Source organism: Phytopseudomonas dryadis, from assembly GCF_004327355.1.
Classification (GTDB): Bacteria; Pseudomonadota; Gammaproteobacteria; order Pseudomonadales; family Pseudomonadaceae; genus Aquipseudomonas; species Aquipseudomonas dryadis.
On the sequence record NZ_QJUM01000010.1, the window covers coordinates 49,950 to 70,191 of the forward strand.

The 20,242-nt window shown below is 65.4% G+C and carries 15 protein-coding genes; 4 read left to right on the forward strand and 11 right to left on the reverse strand.

Annotated elements, in window-relative coordinates:
• Nucleotides 1-179 precede the first annotated feature (179 nt).
• Complete coding sequence (purL, locus tag DNK34_RS10350; RefSeq protein ID WP_131174643.1) at nucleotides 180-4,076, reverse strand: phosphoribosylformylglycinamidine synthase; 3,897 nt, start codon at nucleotides 4,074-4,076, stop codon at nucleotides 180-182.
• 206 nt (nucleotides 4,077-4,282) lie between these two features.
• Here purL and mltF point away from each other — a divergent pair, with 206 nt between their 5' ends.
• Together mltF and DNK34_RS10360 are read left to right on the forward strand one after the other, a co-directional pair.
• Nucleotides 4,283-5,743, forward strand: coding sequence for a membrane-bound lytic murein transglycosylase MltF (gene mltF / locus DNK34_RS10355; protein ID WP_131174644.1), 1,461 nt, complete (start codon nucleotides 4,283-4,285; stop codon nucleotides 5,741-5,743).
• Nucleotides 5,744-5,860: 117 nt separating this feature from the next.
• Entirely contained in the window at nucleotides 5,861-6,340 is a 480-nt protein-coding gene (locus tag DNK34_RS10360) for an REP-associated tyrosine transposase (protein ID WP_131174645.1), read from the forward strand.
• 66 nt (nucleotides 6,341-6,406) lie between these two features.
• On the opposite strand, the gene DNK34_RS10365 is transcribed toward DNK34_RS10360, so the two are convergent.
• On the reverse strand, nucleotides 6,407-7,396 hold the full coding sequence (locus DNK34_RS10365) for an ABC transporter substrate-binding protein (protein ID WP_131174646.1): 990 nt from the start codon (nucleotides 7,394-7,396) through the stop codon (nucleotides 6,407-6,409).
• A gap of 160 nt (nucleotides 7,397-7,556) precedes the next feature.
• Nucleotides 7,557-8,648 carry an LLM class flavin-dependent oxidoreductase gene (locus tag DNK34_RS10370; protein ID WP_131174647.1) on the reverse strand — a complete coding sequence of 364 codons (1,092 nt, stop codon included), beginning with the start codon at nucleotides 8,646-8,648 and terminating at the stop codon, nucleotides 7,557-7,559.
• 398 nt (nucleotides 8,649-9,046) lie between these two features.
• On the opposite strand from DNK34_RS10370, the gene DNK34_RS10375 reads away from it, so the two are divergent.
• Nucleotides 9,047-9,649, forward strand: a complete 603-nt coding sequence (locus DNK34_RS10375) for a cysteine dioxygenase family protein (RefSeq protein ID WP_131174648.1) — start codon at nucleotides 9,047-9,049, stop codon at nucleotides 9,647-9,649.
• Between the two features lie 3 nt (nucleotides 9,650-9,652).
• Nucleotides 9,653-11,236 (forward strand): rhodanese-related sulfurtransferase, encoded by a 1,584-nt coding sequence (locus tag DNK34_RS10380; protein ID WP_131174649.1) that lies wholly within the window; start codon nucleotides 9,653-9,655, stop codon nucleotides 11,234-11,236.
• A 90-nt stretch (nucleotides 11,237-11,326) separates the two neighbouring features.
• Here DNK34_RS10380 and DNK34_RS10385 read toward each other — a convergent pair whose 3' ends face one another.
• From DNK34_RS10385 to DNK34_RS10420, 8 genes are all read right to left on the reverse strand, one after another.
• Nucleotides 11,327-11,785, reverse strand: a complete 459-nt coding sequence (locus DNK34_RS10385; RefSeq protein ID WP_131174650.1) for a hypothetical protein — start codon at nucleotides 11,783-11,785, stop codon at nucleotides 11,327-11,329.
• A gap of 204 nt (nucleotides 11,786-11,989) precedes the next feature.
• A complete protein-coding gene (locus DNK34_RS10390; RefSeq protein WP_131174651.1) occupies nucleotides 11,990-12,793 on the reverse strand; it encodes an AadA family aminoglycoside 3''-O-nucleotidyltransferase in 804 nt (267 codons plus the stop codon).
• 197 nt (nucleotides 12,794-12,990) lie between these two features.
• Nucleotides 12,991-13,671 carry a hypothetical protein gene (locus tag DNK34_RS10395; RefSeq protein ID WP_131174652.1) on the reverse strand — a complete coding sequence of 227 codons (681 nt, stop codon included), beginning with the start codon at nucleotides 13,669-13,671 and terminating at the stop codon, nucleotides 12,991-12,993.
• A 234-nt stretch (nucleotides 13,672-13,905) separates the two neighbouring features.
• Complete coding sequence (tadA, locus tag DNK34_RS10400) at nucleotides 13,906-14,382, reverse strand: tRNA adenosine(34) deaminase TadA (RefSeq protein WP_131174653.1); 477 nt, start codon at nucleotides 14,380-14,382, stop codon at nucleotides 13,906-13,908.
• 1 nt (nucleotide 14,383) lies between these two features.
• A complete protein-coding gene (locus tag DNK34_RS10405) occupies nucleotides 14,384-15,757 on the reverse strand; it encodes a multicopper oxidase family protein (RefSeq protein WP_131174654.1) in 1,374 nt (457 codons plus the stop codon).
• 568 nt (nucleotides 15,758-16,325) lie between these two features.
• On the reverse strand, nucleotides 16,326-17,900 hold the full coding sequence (locus DNK34_RS10410) for an ABC transporter permease (protein ID WP_131174655.1): 1,575 nt from the start codon (nucleotides 17,898-17,900) through the stop codon (nucleotides 16,326-16,328).
• A 2-nt stretch (nucleotides 17,901-17,902) separates the two neighbouring features.
• Nucleotides 17,903-18,922: an extracellular solute-binding protein gene (locus DNK34_RS10415; RefSeq protein WP_131174656.1), complete on the reverse strand. Its 1,020-nt coding sequence runs from the start codon at nucleotides 18,920-18,922 to the stop codon at nucleotides 17,903-17,905.
• 344 nt (nucleotides 18,923-19,266) lie between these two features.
• A complete protein-coding gene (locus DNK34_RS10420) occupies nucleotides 19,267-20,133 on the reverse strand; it encodes a pirin family protein (RefSeq protein WP_131174657.1) in 867 nt (288 codons plus the stop codon).
• Between the last annotated feature and the right edge of the window lie 109 nt (nucleotides 20,134-20,242).

Genomic DNA, 20,242 nt, shown 5'->3' on the forward strand with positions numbered 1-20,242 from the left:
ATATCCAGCACCTTTGACCTAACCAGGGCGAACGCCGTTCACAGAGGCACAGACAGTATTTAGCGCTAAGCGAACGGCGCTAGCCGGGTGGTCACCAGGGATGACAGGCCAAAAAACGCCAGGATCGACCTGGCGTTTTTTGGCGGAGATGACGCTGCAGGCAAGCAGTCTGCGCGGACTCAATCCACCCAGACGCGCGCGTTGCGGAACATGCGCAGCCAGCCGCCGTCTTCCTGCCACTCGTCCGGGCGCCAGGAATTCTGCACGGCGCGGAACACCCGCTCGGGGTGCGGCATCATGATGGTCACGCGGCCGTCGCGGCTGGTCAGGCCGGTGATCCCGCGCGGCGAGCCGTTGGGGTTGGCCGGGTAGGCCTCGGTGACCTTGCCGTGGTTGTCGACGAAACGCAGGGACACGCAGCCGGACAGGTCGGCCTCGAGCAGCGCTTCCTCGCTCTCGAACTCGGCATGCCCTTCGCCGTGGGCGATGGCGATCGGCAGGCGCGAACCGGCCATGCCGCGCAGGAAGATCGACGCCGACTCCTGCACCTGGACCATGGCCACACGGGCCTCGAACTGCTCGGAGCGGTTGCGCACGAAGTGCGGCCAGAACTCGCTGCCCGGGATCAGCTCGTGCAGGTTGGAGAGCATCTGGCAACCGTTGCACACGCCCAGGGTGAAGCTGTCCTTGCGCTCGAAGAAGCCCTGGAAGGCATCGCGGGCACGGGCGTTGAACAGGGCCGACTTGGCCCAGCCTTCACCGGCGCCGAGCACGTCGCCGTAGGAGAAGCCGCCGCAGGCGACCAGGCCCTTGAAGTCGTCGAGGTCGACACGCCCGGCGAGGATGTCGCTCATGTGCACATCAACCGATGTAAAACCGGCGCGGTCGAAGGCCGCGGCCATTTCCACCTGACCGTTGACGCCCTGTTCGCGCAGCACCGCGACCTGCGGACGCACGCCCTTCTTGATGTAGGGCGCGGCGATGTCGTCGTTGACGTCGTAGCCGAGCTTGACGCTCAGGCCCGGGTTGTCTTCTTCCAGCAGGGCATCGAATTCCTGGTCGGCGCAGTCGGCGTTGTCACGCAGGCGCTGGATGCGGTGGCTGGTTTCCGCCCACTGGCGCTGCAGCAGGCGACGCTGGCCGGCGAACACCGGCTGGTCGTTGAAACTGATGGCCACGTCGCCGTTGTTGACCGGCTGGCCGATCACCGCCACGCAGTCGGCCAGGCCGGCGGCGCTGAACTGCGCCAGCACGTCCGGGGTGGCGTCCTGGCGCACCTGGATCAGCGCGCCCAGTTCCTCGTTGAACAGGAAGGCGGCCAGCTCCGCGCGGCTCTCGACCAGGCCGTCGAGTTGCAGGTTCAGCCCACAATGGCCGGCGAAGGCCATCTCCAGGGCGCTGACCAGCAGGCCGCCGTCGGAGCGGTCGTGGTAGGCCAGCAGGTGACCGTCGGCGTTGAGGCCCTGGATCACCGCGAAGAAGGCCTTGAGGTCTTCGGCGTCGTCGACGTCCGGCGCCTGCTTACCGAGCTTGCCGTAGACCTGGGCGAGGATCGAGGCGCCCATGCGGTTCTGGCCGCGGCCGAGGTCGATCAGGATCAGGTCGGTCTCGCCCTTGTCCATGCGCAGTTCGGGGGTCAGGGTCTGGCGGATGTCGGCGACCGGGGCGAAGCCGGTGACGATCAGCGACAGCGGCGAGGTCACGCTCTTCTCGGCGCCCTCTTCGCGCCACTGGGTCTTCATCGACATCGAGTCCTTGCCCACCGGGATGGTGATGCCCAGCTCCGGGCACAGCTGCATACCCACTGCTTGCACGGTGTCGTACAGGCGCGCGTCTTCGCCCGGGTGACCGGCAGCGGACATCCAGTTGGCCGACAGCTTGATGTCGGACAGCCTGGCGATGCGCGAGGCGGCGATGTTGGTCAGGGTTTCGCCGATGGCCATGCGTCCGGAGGCCGGGGCATCGAGCAGCGCCAGCGGGGTGCGCTCGCCCATGGCCATGGCTTCGCCGGTATAGACGTCGAAACTGGTGGCGGTGACGGCGACGTCGGCCACCGGAACCTGCCACGGGCCGACCATCTGGTCGCGGGCAACCAGACCGGTGATGGTGCGGTCGCCGATGGTGATCAGGAAGCTCTTGCTGGCCACGGCCGGGTGGTGCAGCACACGCTCGGCGGCTTCGCCGATGTCCAGCGTGCTCGGGTCGAAGTCATCGCCCAGCTCGGCTTCACGAGCCACCGAACGGTGCATGCGCGGTGGCTTGCCGAGCAACACTTCCAGCGGCATGTCCACCGGGGTGTTGTCGAAATGGCTGTCGGTCACGGTCAGCTGGGGTTCGGCGGTGGCTTCGCCGACCACGGCGAACGGGCAGCGCTCACGCTCGCAGATGGCCTGGAAGCGCTCGAAGTCCACCGCGCTGACGGCCAGCACGTAACGTTCCTGGGACTCGTTGCTCCAGATCTCGTGCGGGGCCATGCCCGGCTCGTCGTTGGGCACGTTGCGCAGTTCGAAGCGTCCGCCACGGCCACCGTCGTTGACCAGTTCGGGGAAGGCGTTGGACAGGCCACCGGCACCGACATCATGGATGAAGGCGATGGGGTTCTGGTCGCCCAGTTGCCAGCAGCGGTCGATGACCTCCTGGCAGCGACGCTCCATTTCCGGGTTCTCGCGCTGCACCGAGGCGAAGTCCAGGTCGGCCGAGCTGGCGCCAGTGGCCATGGACGAGGCCGCGCCACCGCCCAGGCCGATGAGCATGGCCGGGCCGCCGAGCACGATCAGCTTGGCGCCGACGGTGATCTCGCCCTTCTGCACGTGTTCGGCGCGGATGTTGCCCATGCCGCCGGCGAGCATGATCGGCTTGTGGTAGCCGCGTACCTCTTCGCCGCGCGGCGTGTCGATGGCCTGCTCGAAGGTGCGGAAGTAACCGGTCAGGGCCGGACGGCCGAATTCGTTGTTGAACGCGGCGCCGCCCAGCGGGCCCTCGATCATGATGTCCAGCGGCGTGACGATACGCTCGGGCTTGCCGTAGGCCTGCTCCCAAGGCTGCTCGAAGCCGGGGATGTTGAGGTTGGAGACGGTGAAGCCGGTCAGGCCCGCTTTCGGCTTGGCGCCGCGGCCGGTGGCGCCTTCGTCGCGGATCTCGCCGCCGGAGCCGGTGGAGGCGCCGGGGAATGGCGCGATGGCGGTCGGGTGGTTGTGGGTTTCCACCTTCATCAGGATATGCACCGGCTCCTGCACCGCGCCGTACTGGCGGGTCTGCGGGTTGGGGAAGAAACGCCCGGCGCTGTGGCCTTCGATCACCGAGGCGTTGTCCTTGTAGGCGGAGAGCACGCCTTCGCTGTGCATCTGGTAGGTGTTCTTGATCATGCCGAACAGGGATTTTTCCTGGCTCTGGCCGTCGATGTCCCAGCTGGCGTTGAAGATCTTGTGCCGGCAGTGCTCGGAGTTGGCCTGGGCGAACATCATCAGTTCGATGTCGTGGGGATTGCGCTGCAGGCCCTGGAAGGCCTTGACCAGGTAGTCGATCTCGTCCTCGGCCAGGGCCAGGCCCAGCTCGACGTTGGCGGTTTCCAGCGCGGCACGGCCGCCGCCGAGCACATCCACCGCGGTCAGCGGCCTGGGTTCGGCGTGGCTGAACAGTCGGGCGGCGCCCTGCAGGTTGTCCAGCACCCGTTGCGTCATGCGGTCGTGCAGCAGCGCGGCGACCTGCTGCACATCGGCCTCGCTCAGCTCGCCGGCGACGTAGTAGGCGATGCCGCGCTCCAGGCGCTGGATCTTGCTCAGGCCGCAGTTGCGGGCGATGTCGCTGGCCTTGCTCGACCAGGGCGAAATGGTGCCGAAACGCGGGATGGTCAGCAGCAGGCGACCGCTCGGCTCCTGCACCGGCACGCTCGGGCCGTATTTCAACAAGCGGGCCAGCACCTGTTCTTCGTCGGCGCTAAGGGCGCCGTCCACCTCGGCAAAATGCGCGAACTCGGCATACAGGCCGGTCACAGCGGGAACCTTGCTGCTCAGTTGCTCGAGCAATTTACCGTGGCGAAAAGCAGAAAGGGCGGGAGCGCCGCGCAGGATCAACATCGGGGACAGCCTCTGGGAAGGGGGTGTACTTTGAGGCCGTGCATTCTAGCCTAAAGCGCCGTGCGCGGCACGCCCGCTCGCGCAGCGGGCCAGGCGGCGCCCGTCCAGGCCCGGCGGGCCGTGCACCCGCCGCGATAAAGCCCTTAGCAGAGCGCGAAGCCGCTGTCCAGATATGGAAGGGCCTGGCGTTTGCGTATACTGCGCCGATGCCCTCTCCATACCTGATTGGCAAGCGCTACGCCGGCTGGCTGTCGGCGATCGGATTTCTCCTGTTGCTCGGTGGCTGCGCGGAACCTCCCAGCAGCCTCCAGCGTGTCAAGGAGGAAGGCGTGCTGCGCGTGATTACCCGCAACAGCCCGGCCACCTATTTCCAGGATCGCAACGGCGAAACCGGTTTCGAATACGAACTGGTGAAGCGCTTCGCCGACGATCTGGATGTGAAACTGGAAATCCACACCGCCGACAACCTCGACGAACTGTTCGCCAGCCTCGGCCAGGTCGACGGCCCGGTACTGGCCGCCGCCGGTCTGGTGGAAAGCGACGGTCGTCAGCAGAGCGCTCGGTTTTCCCTGCCCTATCTGGAAGTGACGCCGCAGATCATCTACCGCAACGGCCAGCAACGCCCCACCCGCCCGCAGGACCTGCTCGGCAAGCGCATCCTGGTGCTCAAGGGCAGCAGCCACGCCGAGCAACTGGAGGCGCTGAAGGTGGAACTGCCGGACCTGCAGTTCGAGGAATCCTCGGCGGTGGAGGTGGTCGACCTGTTGCGCATGGTCGATGAAGGGCAGATCGACCTGACCCTGGTCGACTCCAACGAACTGGCCATGAACCAGGTGTACTTTCCCAACGTCCGCGTGGCCTTCGACCTCGGCGACTCGCGCAACCTGGCCTGGGCCGTGGCGCCCGGCGAGGACACCAGCCTGCTCAACGAGGTCGACAACTTCCTGCGCCGCGCCCAGGAGAACGGCAGCCTGCAGCGCCTCAAGGAGCGCTACTACGGGCATGTCGACGTGCTCGGCTACGTCGGCGCCTACACCTTCGCCCAGCATCTGCAGAAACGCCTGCCGCGTTACGAGAAGCACTTCCGCGAGGCCGCCCAGGCCAACTCGATCGACTGGCGCCTGCTCGCCGCCATGGGCTACCAGGAATCGCTGTGGCAACCGGGCGCCACCTCCAAGACCGGCGTGCGCGGGCTGATGATGCTGACCCTGCGCACGGCGCAGGCCATGGGCGTATCCGACCGTCTCGACCCGAAACAGAGCATCGAGGGCGGCGCCAAGTACATCGTCCATGTCAAGGAACAGTTGCCGGAGAGCATCCAGGAACCGGATCGAACCTGGTTCGCCCTGGCCGCCTACAACATCGGCGGCGGGCACCTGGAAGACGCCCGCAAGCTGACCGAGGCCGAAGGCCTCGACCCGAACAAATGGCTCGACGTGCAGAAGATCCTGCCACGCCTGTCGCAGAAGCAGTGGTACAGCAAGACCCGCTACGGCTATGCCCGCGGCGGCGAGCCGGTGCATTTCGTGCGCAACATCCGACGCTACTACGACATCCTCACCTGGGTCACCCAGCCGCAGCTGGAAGGTAGCCAGGTCGCCGAGAGCGGCCTGCACGTTCCCGGCGTCGCCAAGGAAGAGCCGGAGAAGGACAAGACGCCGCTCTGACCCCTGATCTGCAGGAGCCCGCTTGCGGGCGAGCTTCTTCGTTGCCGACACGGATCGCCGGCAAGCCGGCTCCTACGGAAGTCGGCTTCAACAGGACGTTAACAAGGAGATGCTGGAATGGACTCCAGACACTCGGTTCACCGCGGCCATGCGCTGCGTTCGGGACGTTTTTCCGAGCCGGGGCGTATCTATCTGCTGACGGCAGTTACCTTGAATCGACAGCCTGTTTTCCATGACTGGCACCTGGCTCGCCTGCTGGTGGCCGAGATGCGTCGCCTGCACGATGACAACAACCTGTACTCGTTGGCCTGGGTGATCATGCCGGATCATCTGCACTGGCTAGTGCGGCTGGAAGGCATGCCACTGGCGCGGCTGATGCTGCAGGTAAAGTCACGAAGCGCCATCAGCCTCAACAGCAGCCGCGGTTGCAGCGGTCGCGCCTGGCAAAAGGGGTTCCACGACCATGCCCTGCGTGGCGAGGAAGAACTCTTGCCGACGGCCCGCTATGTGGTGGCCAATCCACTGCGCGCCGGGCTGACTCGCCGTCTTGGCGACTATCCCCTGTGGGATGCCGACTGGTTGCATAGTCACGAATGATCGCCGGCAAGCCGGCTCCTACAGGCCAAACGCTTGGTAGGAGCCCGCTTGCGGGCGATCACCTCCTTATTGCGCCGCCTGCGCCTGCCGCTGCCCCTCCTCGATGGCCTTGCGCACGTCGCCGGCCAGGCTGAAGTCGAAGGCCTGCTGCACATCCAGCTGCTTGGGCAGCACGCCGTGGCGATGGAAGAAGTCCGCCGCCTTCTGCAGGCTGGCGGCCACCTCGTCGTCCAGCGCCGCCGGCTGGATACGCGCCTGCTCGACCCAGCGCCGGCTGACCGCCTGCGGAATGTTCATATCCTCGGACAAGGCATCGGCCATTTGCTGCGGATGGGCCAGTGCCCATTGCTGGGCACGCGCCAGGCGCACCAGCAGATCGCCGATGGCGGCTTTCTTGTCGGCATCGGCCAGGGCCTTGTCGCTGGCCAGGGCATAGGAGTAGCCGCTCATGATGCCGCGGCCATCGGCGATCACCCGCGCATCATCGAGCAGGATGGCATTGGAGGTGTAGGGTTCCCAGGGCACCCAGGCGTCCACCGAGCCGCGCACCAGCGCCGCCCGGCCATCCACCGGACCGAGGAAGGAAAAGCTCACGTCCTTGTCGCTCAGGCCGTTGCGCTCGAGCAGGCCCAGCGCCAGGAAATGCCCCCAGCCACCGCGGTTGACCGCGATGCGCTTGCCTTTGAGATCGCTCACCTGCTGCGCAGGCGAATCCTTGGGCACCACCAGGGCCACGGTCTCGGTGTTGTAGCGCCAGGCGCCCACGGCTTTCAGCTGGGCGCCGGCGGCATGCACGAAGAGGAACGGGATATCGCCGGTGAAACCGACATCCAGGGCATTGGCGTTCAGCGCTTCGAGCACCGGCGCACCCGCCGCGAAAGGCGTCAGTTCGACCTTGTAGTCGAGCTTCTGCAACTCGCCGGAAGCGCGCAACGCGGCATAGCGGTCGCCCTTCACGTCACCGAGGCGAATGGTAACGGGCTCGGCGGCCTGCAACAGGCTGCTGAACGACAAGGCGGCCAGCAGCGTGGTGACACTGAAACGGATACGGGACATGCAACGGACTCCAGAAGGTACGACGCCATAGCGTCGATCAGAACTGCTGCGCGGATACGCTCACAGGGTTCGCAAGGCAGGAACGGCCGCAACGGCGCGGCGCAGGTCGGCGTGCGGGGCCGTTCCGTGGTTACGGTCGCGGCCCTTGGCGCTGACTCATTCAGGCATATTGGCGAGTAGCGGCAGCTTCTCTTTGCGCGACCTTGGCGCGGGTCAGCGGGATCAGTTCGCGACCGTAGTCGATGGCATCCTGCAATGGATCGAAACCGCGGATCAGGAAGCTGCGGATACCCAGGTCGTAGTACTCGAGCAGCGCATCGGCGACCTGCTCCGGCGTGCCGACCAGGGCGGTGGAGTTGTAGGCGCCGCCGACCAGCTTGCTGATACCCGTCCACAGGCGGCTGTCGATGCGCTCGCCACGCTCGGCCAACTCCCGTAGACGCTGCGCGCCGACACTGTCGGGTTTGTGCGGATGGGCCGCGCCGGAAGCGCTCAGGCGCTGCCGGGCCTGCTCCAGAATGGTCTGCGCCTTGGCCCAGGCCTGCTCCTCGGTGGCGGCGACGATCGGCCGGAACGACACGCTGAACGCCACCTCACGGCCATGTCTGGCCGCCTCGGCACGGACCTTGGCCACGGTCTCGCGCACCTGCTCCAGGGATTCGCCCCACAGCGCATAGACGTCGGCATGCTTGCCCGCCACCTGCAGGGCGGCTGGCGAGGCGCCGCCGAAGTACACCGGGATGTGCGGCTGCTGCAGGGGCTTGATCGCCGAGCCCGCACCTTCGGCGCGATACAGGGCGCCCGCGTGATCGAACGGCTGCTCCGACGTCCACACCCGCTTGAGCACGTCGAGGAACTCCTCGGTGCGGGCATAGCGCTGGTCGTGATCGAGGTAGTCGCCGTCCTTGCGCTGCTCCACGTCGCTGCCACCGCTGATCACGTGCAGCGCCAGGCGCCCGTCGAGCAAGTGATCGAGGGTGGCCAGCTTGCGGGCGGCCAGGGTCGGGGCGACGAAGCCGGGACGGTGGGCCAGGAGGAACTGGATCCGCGAGGTGGACAGCCCGGCCAGCGCCGTGACCAGAAAGCCATCCGGCTGATTCGACCAGTAACCGACCAGGATGCGGTCGAAGCCGGCCTGTTCATGGGCCTGGGCGAAACGGGCGATATAGGCCTTGTCGAAGATAGGCCCACTCGGCGCGATGGTTTCCGAAGCGCGTTGATGCCCGATCATGCCGATGAATTGCACGCTCATAAAAAGCACTCCCGTCGCCTGCTGCCTGCGTGAAGCAGCGTCGACTTATAATTAAAACGTCTTTATTGGATACTTCTTATAAAATTTATAGGCATTCGACAGGAAAATGAAATTCATTTTAGGCATAAACTAATATGCAAAATAATCAAAACCCGAAGAGCAGGCTCAAGAACGCGCCACAGCGCCTTTGGCGATCGGCAGAGGGAAAGCGCACAGCCAGGGAAAAGCGCCAGGACGATCCCGCAAGGGCATGAAGCCGGGCGAATGCGCGTACGACGCAGGCAACAGGGTCGCAGCCAGAATTACTCGACTTGCATATTAGCTTATGAATAAATTGAATTTTTATAATCAATAGCGGATTGCTACCTTAGCGCCAAACCGTTACGGATATACCTGCCATGAGCCACTCCGCGTCCCCGGATCGCCTGAACGTCTTTGTCCGCGGTCTCGCCGACCTGCTGACCCGCGAACCCGACGAAGCCACCCTGATCGAACAGGGTGGCGAGCTGCTGCAGCGCCTGGTCAGCCATGACGACTGGCTGCCGGACGAGCTGTCACAGCCCGATCCGCAGCGCTACCAGCAATACCTGCTGCACCTCGACCCGCAGCAGCGCTTCTCGGTGGTCAGCTTCGTCTGGGGGCCCGGGCAACGCACGCCGGTGCACGACCACCGGGTCTGGGGGCTGATCGGCATGCTGCGCGGCGCCGAGGATTCCCAGGCGTTCAGCCGCCAGGCCGACGGCAGCCTGCGCGCCGAAGGCAACGCCGTGCGCCTGAACCCCGGCCAGGTCGAGGCGGTGTCGCCGCGCATTGGCGACATCCACCAGGTCAGCAACGCCTTCGACGACCGCGTCTCCGTCAGCATCCACGTCTACGGCGCCGACATCGGCGCGGTGCACCGTGCCGTCTACCGCGAAGACGGCAGCGAGAAACTGTTCATCTCCGGCTACTCCACGCCTCCCTCCACCGCCCAACGGCAGCCAGCCCAACACGAGTCCTGACCCATGAGCCAAGTCGTAACCCGCTCTTTCGCCGCTATCCGCACCGCCCTGCTGCAACAGCAGGAAGTCGCCCTGATCGATGTGCGCGAGGAAGCGCCCTTCGCCGAAGAGCACCCGCTGTTCGCCGCCAATATTCCGCTGTCGAAACTGGAGCTGGAGATCTACGCCCGGGTGCCGCGCCGCGACACGGCGATCACCGTCTATGACGATGGCGAAGGCCTGGCCCGGGTCGCCGCCGAGCGCCTGCTGCAACTCGGCTACAGCGACGTGGCGCTGCTGGAAGGGCAACTGGCCGGCTGGCGCGACGCCGGTGGCGAACTGTTCCGCGACGTCAACGTACCGAGCAAGGCCTTCGGCGAACTGGTGGAAAGCCGGCGCCACACGCCGTCGCTGGCCGCCGAGGAGGTGCAAGCGCTGCTCGACGCCAAGGCCGACGTGGTGGTGCTCGACGCCCGCCGCTTCGACGAGTACCAGACCATGAGCATTCCCGGCGGCATCAGCGTGCCCGGCGCCGAACTGGTGCTGCGCGCCCGCGAGCTGGCGCCGAACCCGGCGACGCGGATCATCGTCAACTGCGCCGGCCGCACCCGCAGCATCATCGGCACCCAGTCGCTGGTCAACGCCGGCCTGCCCAATCCGGTCGCCGCCCTGCGCAACGGCACCATCGGCTGGACCCTGGCCGGCCAGCAACTCGAGCACGGCCAGAGCCGCCGCTTCGGCGAGGTCAGCCCGGGCAATCATGAACAGGCCGCGCAAGCGGCACGCGCCGTGGCCGACAAGGCCGGCGTCGGCCGTGCCACGCTCGAACATCTGGCGAGCTGGCAGGCACAAGCGGCGCGCACCACCTACCTGTTCGACGTGCGCACCCCGGAAGAATACGAAACCGGCCACCTGCCCGGCTCGCGCTCGACGCCGGGCGGCCAGCTGGTACAGGAAACCGACCATTTCGCCAGCGTGCGCGGCGCACGCCTCGTGCTGGTCGACGACGACGGCGTGCGCGCCAATATGAGCGCCTCGTGGCTGGCGCAGCTGGGTTGGGACGTGCATGTGCTGGACGACCTGCCGCAGAGTGCCTTCAGCGAGCGCGGCGCCTGGCAGGCGCCACTGCCAGCGCTGCCGCAGCCCGAGGCAATCAGTCCGCAGACCCTGCAGGACTGGCTCGGCCAAGGCGATACCCTGGTGCTGGATTTCACCAGCAGCGCCAACCACGTCAAGGGCCATATCGCCGGCGCCTGGTGGGCGATCCGCGCGCAACTGCCACAAGCCCTGGAAAACCTGCCGGTTGCCGAGCGCTACGTACTGACCTGCGGCAGCAGCCTGCTGGCGCGCTTCGTGGTCGAGGAGCTGCGGGTACTGACCGGCAAGCCGGTGTACCTGCTGGCCGGCGGCACGGCCGCCTGGATCGCCGCCGGGCTGCCCACCGAGGCCGGCGAACGGCACCTGGCCGTGCCCCGCAGCGACCGCTACCGCCGTCCCTACGAAGGCACCGACAATCCGCGCGAAGCGATGCAGGCGTATCTGGACTGGGAGTTCGGCCTGGTCGAACAACTCGACCGCGATGGCACCCATGGCTTCCGGGTGATCTGAGCAAGGATGCCGCTCCTGAGCCAACCGCTCCCCACTCGATGATCGCTATTCCGTGGGAGCGGCTTCAGCCGCGATAGCCTGCCCCTTGGTTCAGCGAGTAACGCGCTGGTTGCCCATCGCGCAGAAACTCTGCGCCTGCTTCTTCGCCGGCAAGGCGCGCAGTTGCGTCGTGCATTGGGCCTGGCTCGGCGCCCGGCTCACGCTGAGCACGGAGTCGTCATCGACACTGATCAGGTAGGGCTGGTCGTAGCGCGGGCCGTCGTACCAGCCACTGATCTGCAGATCGCTGTAAGTACAGCGATAGCGCATATGACCGGTAAAGCCCTTGAACAGATCACGGCGGAAGATATGCCGGTACTTGAGCCAATCCCGATCGCGCTGGCCCTGGCGCACGGCATCGACACAGCCCTGTAGCTCGGTGATAGCCGGCTCATGCAGAAACACGCTCTGGGCCAGGTTGGAACCATCCAGCTGTACCGTCGCCAGCAGATAGACCTGCCGCTCGGCCGCCTGAGCCGCTAATGCCATCAGCCCACCCAACACCAACATCCCTGCTCTGATCAATGGCACTGCTCCTGACAATATCCTGGCCGACCTTTCGGCCCATGGGGTTGATGCTTAGCCGGCCCAGCCGGACACGCTGTTCATCAGAGCATGCCTTACCTTCGCCGTTTGCTGTCGCAGATCACGTTCAGCCAAACCATATGCCGAGAAAGTCTTGAGCGCGAGGCAAACCAAATCGGCCCCATCCCCCTACACCATTGAGGCGGAGCCAAGCACTCCAGTGACTTCGCATTTCACGAACAGGATGAACGCAGTCACTTGTTCTGCGCGAGACGCCAGACGATCCTCGCCGTGCCCAAGGTAGGCCTGCCGCGCTTCAAGCAGTACGGATCGATGCTCCAAAGGCAGGCGTTCAATCACCCAGTCGGCTGCGACATCCTTCGGCACAAGCTTTCCGGTTGCCGCGCTATACCAGATGCGGGCCAGGGTCAGCATTACATTGCGCTCATCATTTGCCCAGTCTGGCGGCGAGTTCCACAGCTTCAGGGTGTCGGATAGAACCCGGCGCAGATCGCCATCAGGAACTGGCTCGAAAAAGTCCGCCGCTGGCGGACCTGCCAAGGCAATGCTCCTTTGCCTCACCTGGGTGAGCAGGATCGCCAGATCCGCATCGATCACGGCCGGCTCAAAGATGCCGGCAAGAATGTCCTCGCGCAGCCATTCGCCGAACTGCAGAGCCCGCATGGCCGGGTAACGCCACGGCACAACGTCATTGCGCACGACAACGGTGACTTCCAGGGCGCGAAGCACTTTGCTTCGACCAGGCGGCGCGGAGACGCCCAGCAGATCGACCAGCAAAGCTTGCCCTATGGCCGGATCGGGTCGCGCAGCTACCGTAACAAGCAAATCGATGTCGCTATAGGGCTTGAGGCCACCCTCCAGCGCGGAACCGTACAGATGTACGGCCAGCAGTGTCGATGCCAGATGGCACTCGATGAGACGGAGCGCTTGTGACAGCTGCGCCGATATTTCAGCAGGTACGGGGTCAGTCATGCTGTCTGACGCTTGAATGGACTGTCATACGGCACGGATGATATGGCTGTTGCAGCGAGTCTGGCATTACGCTCATGTTCCGATGCCGAGGTAGCCCGACAAGAAGGGGACGGCTTTATTTATCGAGGCACCTTCCCGGCAATATACATCTGTCCTCTTTTCTTGCCGTCGCGCCTCTCTTTTCGCTCTCGACAGGCTCACGGCCAGCGTTCGATCCGATGGCGTTCCCCGCTCGTCTGCACGTCGGCATAGGACAGGCTGCGACAACGACGGGCGTCAGCCTCGCTCACGGGCGACTCGAGTGGCGGTTGGCGATAGAAGTGCAGGCCCGCCACCTTGAACCTGTATTCAACCTCGCATTCCACCCAGGCACAGCGTTCGGGCAGGTGCTCATAGCCACAGCCCAGAGCGGACTTCACCGGGAATATCTGAAATCGCCGAATCGAGCCGAAGAAACCGATGTAGCCATCCTGCTGATACTCGGTCAAGGGCTGCCGAGGTGTCGACGAATTGAAGCGCAGCTTGATACCCCGCTCCTCATAGCTCACCAGCGACTGGTCATAGGCGATGCCGGGCGTCACCGGATAACGAACGACGAACAGGAAGATGACGAGCATCAGGCCACACCAGATCGATACCGCCCAGCCCCAGCGAGCACCCGATGTCGAGGCCGGCCAGATTTTTTCCACGATCAACCGGGTGGCCAGGCTGGTCGCCGCAGTGAGGCCAAAGGCCCAAACCGGCAAGTAAAACACGACGTTGCCCAACCCCCACCAGTTCTGATGCCCTGTCACCGCCAGAAGCCCCGCCGTGGCGGCGGCGATTGCCCCAACCAACGAGAGAACGATCAAGTCCCACCGTCTTTCTGCGTTCGCCACACCCTACTCCTTTGATAAAAAATCCAGACCCCGAGCCTGCCACCCTGCCGACATACGGGACGCTATCGTTGCGGGCAGGCTCGACAACGATAGCGCGGTTGACACGGCACAAGAATCAATCGGCTATCGGCTCACGAAAAAAACGAAAAACGTATTCAGGCTGGATCAGCAAGGCAACGGAGTAACAGCCAGACACGCCAAACCTCGGACGCCATTAACGGACACCAGCGTGCTTTAACCCCGCCGCGCCTTGAAAAACGCCTTCAACACCGCCCCACACTCCTGCGCCAGCACTCCACCCTCGACCAGTACCCGATGGTTGAGAAAGCCCTGCTCGAAAAACTGCCCACGGCTCACCGCCATGCCCGCCCGTGGTTCGCTGGCGCCGAAGACCACGCGCTGCACGCGCGAGTGGACGATCAGTCCGGCACACATGGCGCAGGGTTCCAGGGTCACGTACAGAGTACTGCCGGGCAGGCGGTAGTTGCTGACGGCCTGGGCGGCGGCGCGGATGGCGACCATTTCGGCGTGGGCGCTGGGGTCGCTGGCAGAGATCGGGCAGTTGAAGCCGCGGCCGATCACGCCGCCGCCTTGCACCAGCACGGCGCCGACCGGTACTTCGCCGCGGGCAGCGCCTTCGGCGGCGAGTTGCAGGGCTTCGCGCATGAAGCGTTCGTCCTGGCTGCGGTCGATGATCAACGGGGCTCTCATGTCAGGCGATCTCGATGGCGGCCATGAGGCCGGTTTCCATATGGTCGATGACATGGCAGTGGAACATCCACACGCCGGGGTTATCGGCGACGAAGGCGATGCGCGCGGTTTCGTTCTTGCCGAGCAGGAAGGTGTCGGTGTAGTAGGGCTCGATCTTGCGCCGGTTGGAGTCCAGCACCTTGAAGATCAGCCCGTGCAGGTGGATCGGGTGCTGGTACTGGGCCAGGTTGCGCAGCACGAGGATGTAGTGGCCGTCCTTCTCCAGGCGGGCGATGGGGCGATCGGCGCAGGTCTTGTCGTTGATGTCCCAGGCCTGGCCGTTGATCTGCCAGTACTTGTAGCGGCCAGCCGCTTCGTCTGCGGGGGATGCCAGCGCGGCCGCCCACTCGAAGTTGAAGCGCAGGGTTTCGGCGCGCGCCAGGTCCGGCTCGGCCACCGGATTGGGCGGCAGTGCTGGCGGCCACTCACCCGCCGGCTCGCCGCTGGCCACCGACTTGAGGGTGGCCAGGCGCAACGGGCCATTGCGCAGCGACAGTTCGCTACCGGCCTCCGGCACCTTGAGCGCCAGGTCGATGCGCATGCCCGGTCCCAGCCAGTATTCCTTGCCCAGCGGACGCGGCTGGATCGGGTTGCCGTCCAGCGCATAGATGCGTGCATCGCCCTTGGGCAGGTTGAGGCGGTAGGTGATGGTGTTGTCGACGTTGAGCAGGCGCAGGCGCACCACCTGGCCGGCGGGCAACTCCAGAGCCGGCAGCGATACGCCATTGATGGTCGACAGGCGACCACGGGTGCCCTCGCGGGCCGCCTCGCGGGGCACGCTGAACTCAGTGAAGGCGCCCTGCTCGTCCAGGTGCCAGCTCTTCAGGCACAGGGTGCGCTCATGCAGGAAACCGGTCGGCTCGCGTTCCTCGACGATCAGCGGACCGACCAGGCCACGGCCCAGTTGCACCGAGCTCGACTCGTGGGGGTGGTACCAGTAGCTGCCGGCATCCGGGGTGACGAAACGGTAGTCGAAATACTCGCCCGGCAGCACCGGCAACTGCGACACATAGGGCACGCCGTCCATTTCCAGTGGCAGGCGGATGCCGTGCCAGTGGATGGTGGTCGGTTCGGGCAGGTGGTTGATGAAACGCACCCGCAGCTCGTCGCCCTGCCGGCAACGCAGCTCGACGCCCGGCGCCTGGCCGCCATAGGCCCAGGCCGGGGTGACATGGCCGGCAACCAGTTCGACATCCTGGGGCGCGGCGATCAGCTCGTAATCGTGGGTCTTGCGGTCGAACGGACGACCGAGCCAGTAGCGGGCGCCACCAGCCCCCAGGCCAACGATGCCAAGACCGACCAGACCGCCCAGTACCTGCCTGCGGGTGAAACTCATGAAGCCTGCTCCTGAAGCGGGACTGCGGTGACGCTAATCAGGTGTGATCCGAAACGCCTCTACGGGCGCTGAAGAGGTGTGAACGATACACCTTGAATGCAGGGGCGTTAAGGGCTGCAGTTGCGCCGTAGGGTGGACGACACTTCACCCACGCGGCCCCATCCACCCTACAGGGTACGGCTTGTCCCGTAGCCTGGCGTTGAGCGCGGCGATACCCAGGAGGGTGCGGTTTCCCGGGTGTCGCTGCGCTCGACCCGGGCTACGCAAGGCGAAGTCGTTCGCCTCGCAGCATGGCAAGGATGATTGCGTAGCCTGTCGAGACGTTCGGCGGATTACACCTGCGCCTGATCCGCCCTACACGGGATCCAGCAATAAGCGCGTAGAACTGCCACATTTGTGTGGGAGCCGCGACCTCGCGGCGAATCGTGGGCATACCGCGATTTCTGCGGCATGCCCACCATCGCATCGCGCCGAGGGCGACGCTCCTATTGGTCAACCCTGATCCAGAAAGGGCTCTTGCAGGCCAAGGATCAAGACGGTATCTCGGATCAGATGTACCTCACAGCCGTTACGTACGCCGGTAGGCGCGCGTAGTCAGCAGATAAACCGGCAAACCGGAAACCAGCACGATCAGTGCGGCATAGGGCGCCGCGCCGGCATATTCCAGGTTGCCCGTATGCGACCAGACCTTGGTCGCCAGGGTCTCCAGGCCGGTCGGACCGAGGATCAGGGTCGCGGTCAGCTCCTTCATGCAGTCGAGAAACACCAGTACGAAGCCAGCGCCGATGGCCGGGAAGATGATCGGCAAGGTCACCCTGAGAAAGGTCGCGATCGGCGTATGCCCCAAGGTGCGGGCCGCCTCTTCCAGCTGCGGGGAAGCCTTCTCCAGGGCCACGCGGATCGGCCCCTGGGCCATCGGCATGAACAGCAAGGCATAGGCCACCAGCAACAGGATGCTGGTCTGGTATAGCGCGGGCACGTAGCCGAGGGCGAAGAACACCAGCGACAGGGCGATCACCAGCCCCGGCAAGGCGTGCAGCAGGTAGGGCAGGCGATCCGCCAGCTCCGCCATGCGCCCGTAATAACGCACCACCACCAGGCACACCGGCAGCGCCAGCAGGCAACTGAGCAAGGCGCCGCCGAAGGAGTAGGACAGCGACGACCACAGCGTCTGCGCGATCTCCATTGCCGGGAAGCTGGCCGAACTGCCTTCGACGATCCAGAACCCGAGCATGGTCAGTGGCACGCCGCAACCAATGGCGACCAGCGCCAGCATCAGCACTTGCGCCAGCACACCCCAGCGGCCCAGGCGCAACGGCGCCGCACTGCGCGCCACGCCCTGCCCCGTGCGCGCATAGCCACGCCCGCGCAGACGGAACTCGCCCCACAGCAGGATCATGCACAGCGCCAGCAGCAAGGCCGAGAGCATGGCCGCATTGCTGCCGCTGAACTCCAGCTCGAACTGCTGGTAGATGGCGGTGGTGAAGGTCTGGTAACGCATGATCGACGGCGCGCCGAACTCGACCAGCATGTGCACCGCCACCAGCAGGCTGGTGGCCATCAGCACCGGACGCAGCAGCGGCAACGTGACCCGCCAGAACACCTGGCGCCGGCTGCAGCCGAGCATCCGCGCCGACTCCTCCAGCGCAGGGTCGAGGTTGCGCAGCACCGCGACCACCGGCAGGTAGATCAGCGGGTATTTCGACAGGATCATCACCAGCACCGTGCCGCCCAGGCCCTCGAACAGCGGGCTGATCGACACCCAGGTGAAGCCGCTGACGAACGACGGAATGGCGAACGGCAGGCACAGCAGCACGTTCCAGTGGCGGCGCCAGCGCAGGTCGCTGCGCTCCACCAGCCAGGCCAGGGCCAGGCCGATCAGCGCGCAACCCAGGGTCACCAGCACCATCAGCTTCAGGGTGTTGGCCAGCAGGCCGAACACGAAGGGCCGCCAGAGCAGCGCAAAGGCCTCCTGCAGACCGGTCTGCGCCGCGCGGGCGACGACGAAGAACAGCGGCAAGGCGGCGAGCAGCAGCAACGCCAGGACCGGGATCTGCAGCCAGATCGGTGGTGCCTTGCGCCGCCGCGTGGTGACGGTTACCGGGGGTAGCGGCAGTTCGGGGTTTACCGCCTGGGGCCGCATGGTCAGTTCATTCCGACTTCGCGTTGCAGCTCCAGCGCATCCTCGGCCAGGCCGATCTGCGCCGCGGTGATCGCCGGCGGCTTGAGCTGGTCATAGGGCTTGAGCAGCGGGTCGGCCGCAACCTTGGGGTTGACCGGGTACTCGGCGGATTTGCTCAGCACGGCCTGCTGCCCTTCTTCGCTGATCATGAAGGCAAGGAACTGCTGGGCTTCTCGCGGATGCTTGCTGGCCTTGACCACGGCGGCGCCGGACACGCTGGAAAGGCCACCGGCATCGCCATCGGCGAAGTAGTGCAGCCTGGACTTCAGTTCGCCCTTCTCTTTCTTCAGCGCCGTCCAGTAGTAGCTGTTCACCAGTGCGGCACCGACTTCGCCGTTCTCCACCGCCTTCATCGCGATGACGTTGTTGGTGTAGGTGGCGCCGAACGCCTTGAGGCCGGTCAGCCATTCCTCGGCAGCCTCGCGGCCATCGAGGCGGATCACCGCGGCCGTCTGCCCGAGGAATTCACCGCTGCTCGGCACGAAGGCGATCTTGCCCGCCCACTCCGGGTCGGCCACTTCCAGCACGCTTTTCGGCAGTTCGGCCTCGCTGACCAGATCCGGGTTGTAGGCCAGCACGCGCACGCGCGAGGTGATGCCGATCCAGTTGCCGTTGTCGTCGGAGAACTTCGCGTCGATCTGCGCCAGCGTGCTCTCGTCCACCTTGGCCAGCAGGCCCTGGCTGCCCAGCTTGATCAGCGGCGGTGCTTCTTCGGTGTAGATGATGTCCGCCGGCGAGCGCTCGCCCTCCTCGGCGATCTGATTGGCCAACTGGCCGCCACCGCCCTTGCGGATCAGCACCCTGATGCCGGTCTTCTTCTCGAAGGCCTCGGCCACGGCCTTGCCGGTGGCCTCATGCTGGCCGTTGTACAGCGTCAGGGTCACCGGATCATCGGCGCGTGCGCCGCAGGCCAGCAGCAGGCCGCAAGACAGAACAGCGGCGCCGACCGCGCGCGCCAGACCGGTTACTCGATGTGCCGACATAAACCACTTTCCTCTGAAACGAAAAAGTCGCCGGGAGCGCTGTCTGTCGTCGCTCGCGACGGCCCCCGGGTGGCCGCCAGGGATGGCGGTCACAAAAAGTTACAGGTGATTATACGGGCCAATTGCGCATTGTTCTCAAAAACTCGTCGAGCGCAGCGAAATGCCTCCGCTCACGGGCGCCGAGCCTCTCAGCGCCCAGGCCCGTGGTTCTGAATCGCTTCAGGGAACATGGTCTGTATCAGGGGGCGAACGATGGGCTGCTTCTTGCCAGTGGCTTTCACCGCCTTGACGAAACCCTCGTTGCCCCAGGCATTGAAGAAGCCCCGCTATCGGGGCTTCCTGACTCAGCGCGCCATGCGGCCGAAGCGGCCACTGTTGAAGTCGGCCATGGCCTGATGGATTTCGCTCTCGCTGTTCATCACGAACGGGCCGTAGCCCACCACGGGCTCGTCGATCGGCTCGCCGGACAGCCACAGTACGGTTGCATCGCTGCTGGCCTCGAGCTCCACGCCGCTGCCGGCGCGGTCGAGATGCACCAGTTGCCCTTCACTGGCGACCGCGTTGCCGTTGATCAGCAGCGTGCCGTGCAGCACCACCAGCGCCAGCGTATGGCCGTCCTGCGCCTCGAAGCGACCCACGCCGCCCTGGCCGAGGCGCACGTCCCATACATCCATCGGCGTGAAGGTGCGCGCCGGGCCGCGATGGCCGTCGAACTCGCCGGCGATCACCCGTACCCGGCCCACGCCGTCAGGCAGTTCCACCGACGGGATCTGCGCATCCAGCAGGGTCTGGTAGCCCGGCTCGGTCATCTTGTCCTTCGCCGGCAGGTTGACCCAGAGCTGCACCATCTCGATGGTGCCGCCACGTTCGGTGAAGGCCCGCGAGTGGAACTCCTCGTGCAGGATGCCGCCGCCGGCGGTCATCCACTGCACGTCGCCGGGGCCGATCAGTCCGCCGGCGCCGGTGGAATCCTTGTGCTCCAGCTCGCCCTGGTAGACGACGGTCACGGTCTCGAAACCGCGGTGCGGATGCTGGCCGACGCCGCGCGGGCGCGCGGCCGGCTCGAAGTGCGTGGGCGCCGCGTGGTCGAGCAGCAGGAACGGGCTCAGGTGTTTGCCGAGGCCATCGTAGCCGAACAGCGAACGCACCGGAAAACCGTCCCCTACCCAATGTGGACGGGGGGCGCTGTAGACACCGAGGATCTTCTTCATGCCGATCTCCTGCGTGTGCCGCGGCGGGATGCGTTGGCGATGGGGAGAGGATAGAAGTGGAACGATAAACCCGGTAGTCGCTATTATTTGGCCTCAGAGTCCTACTGAA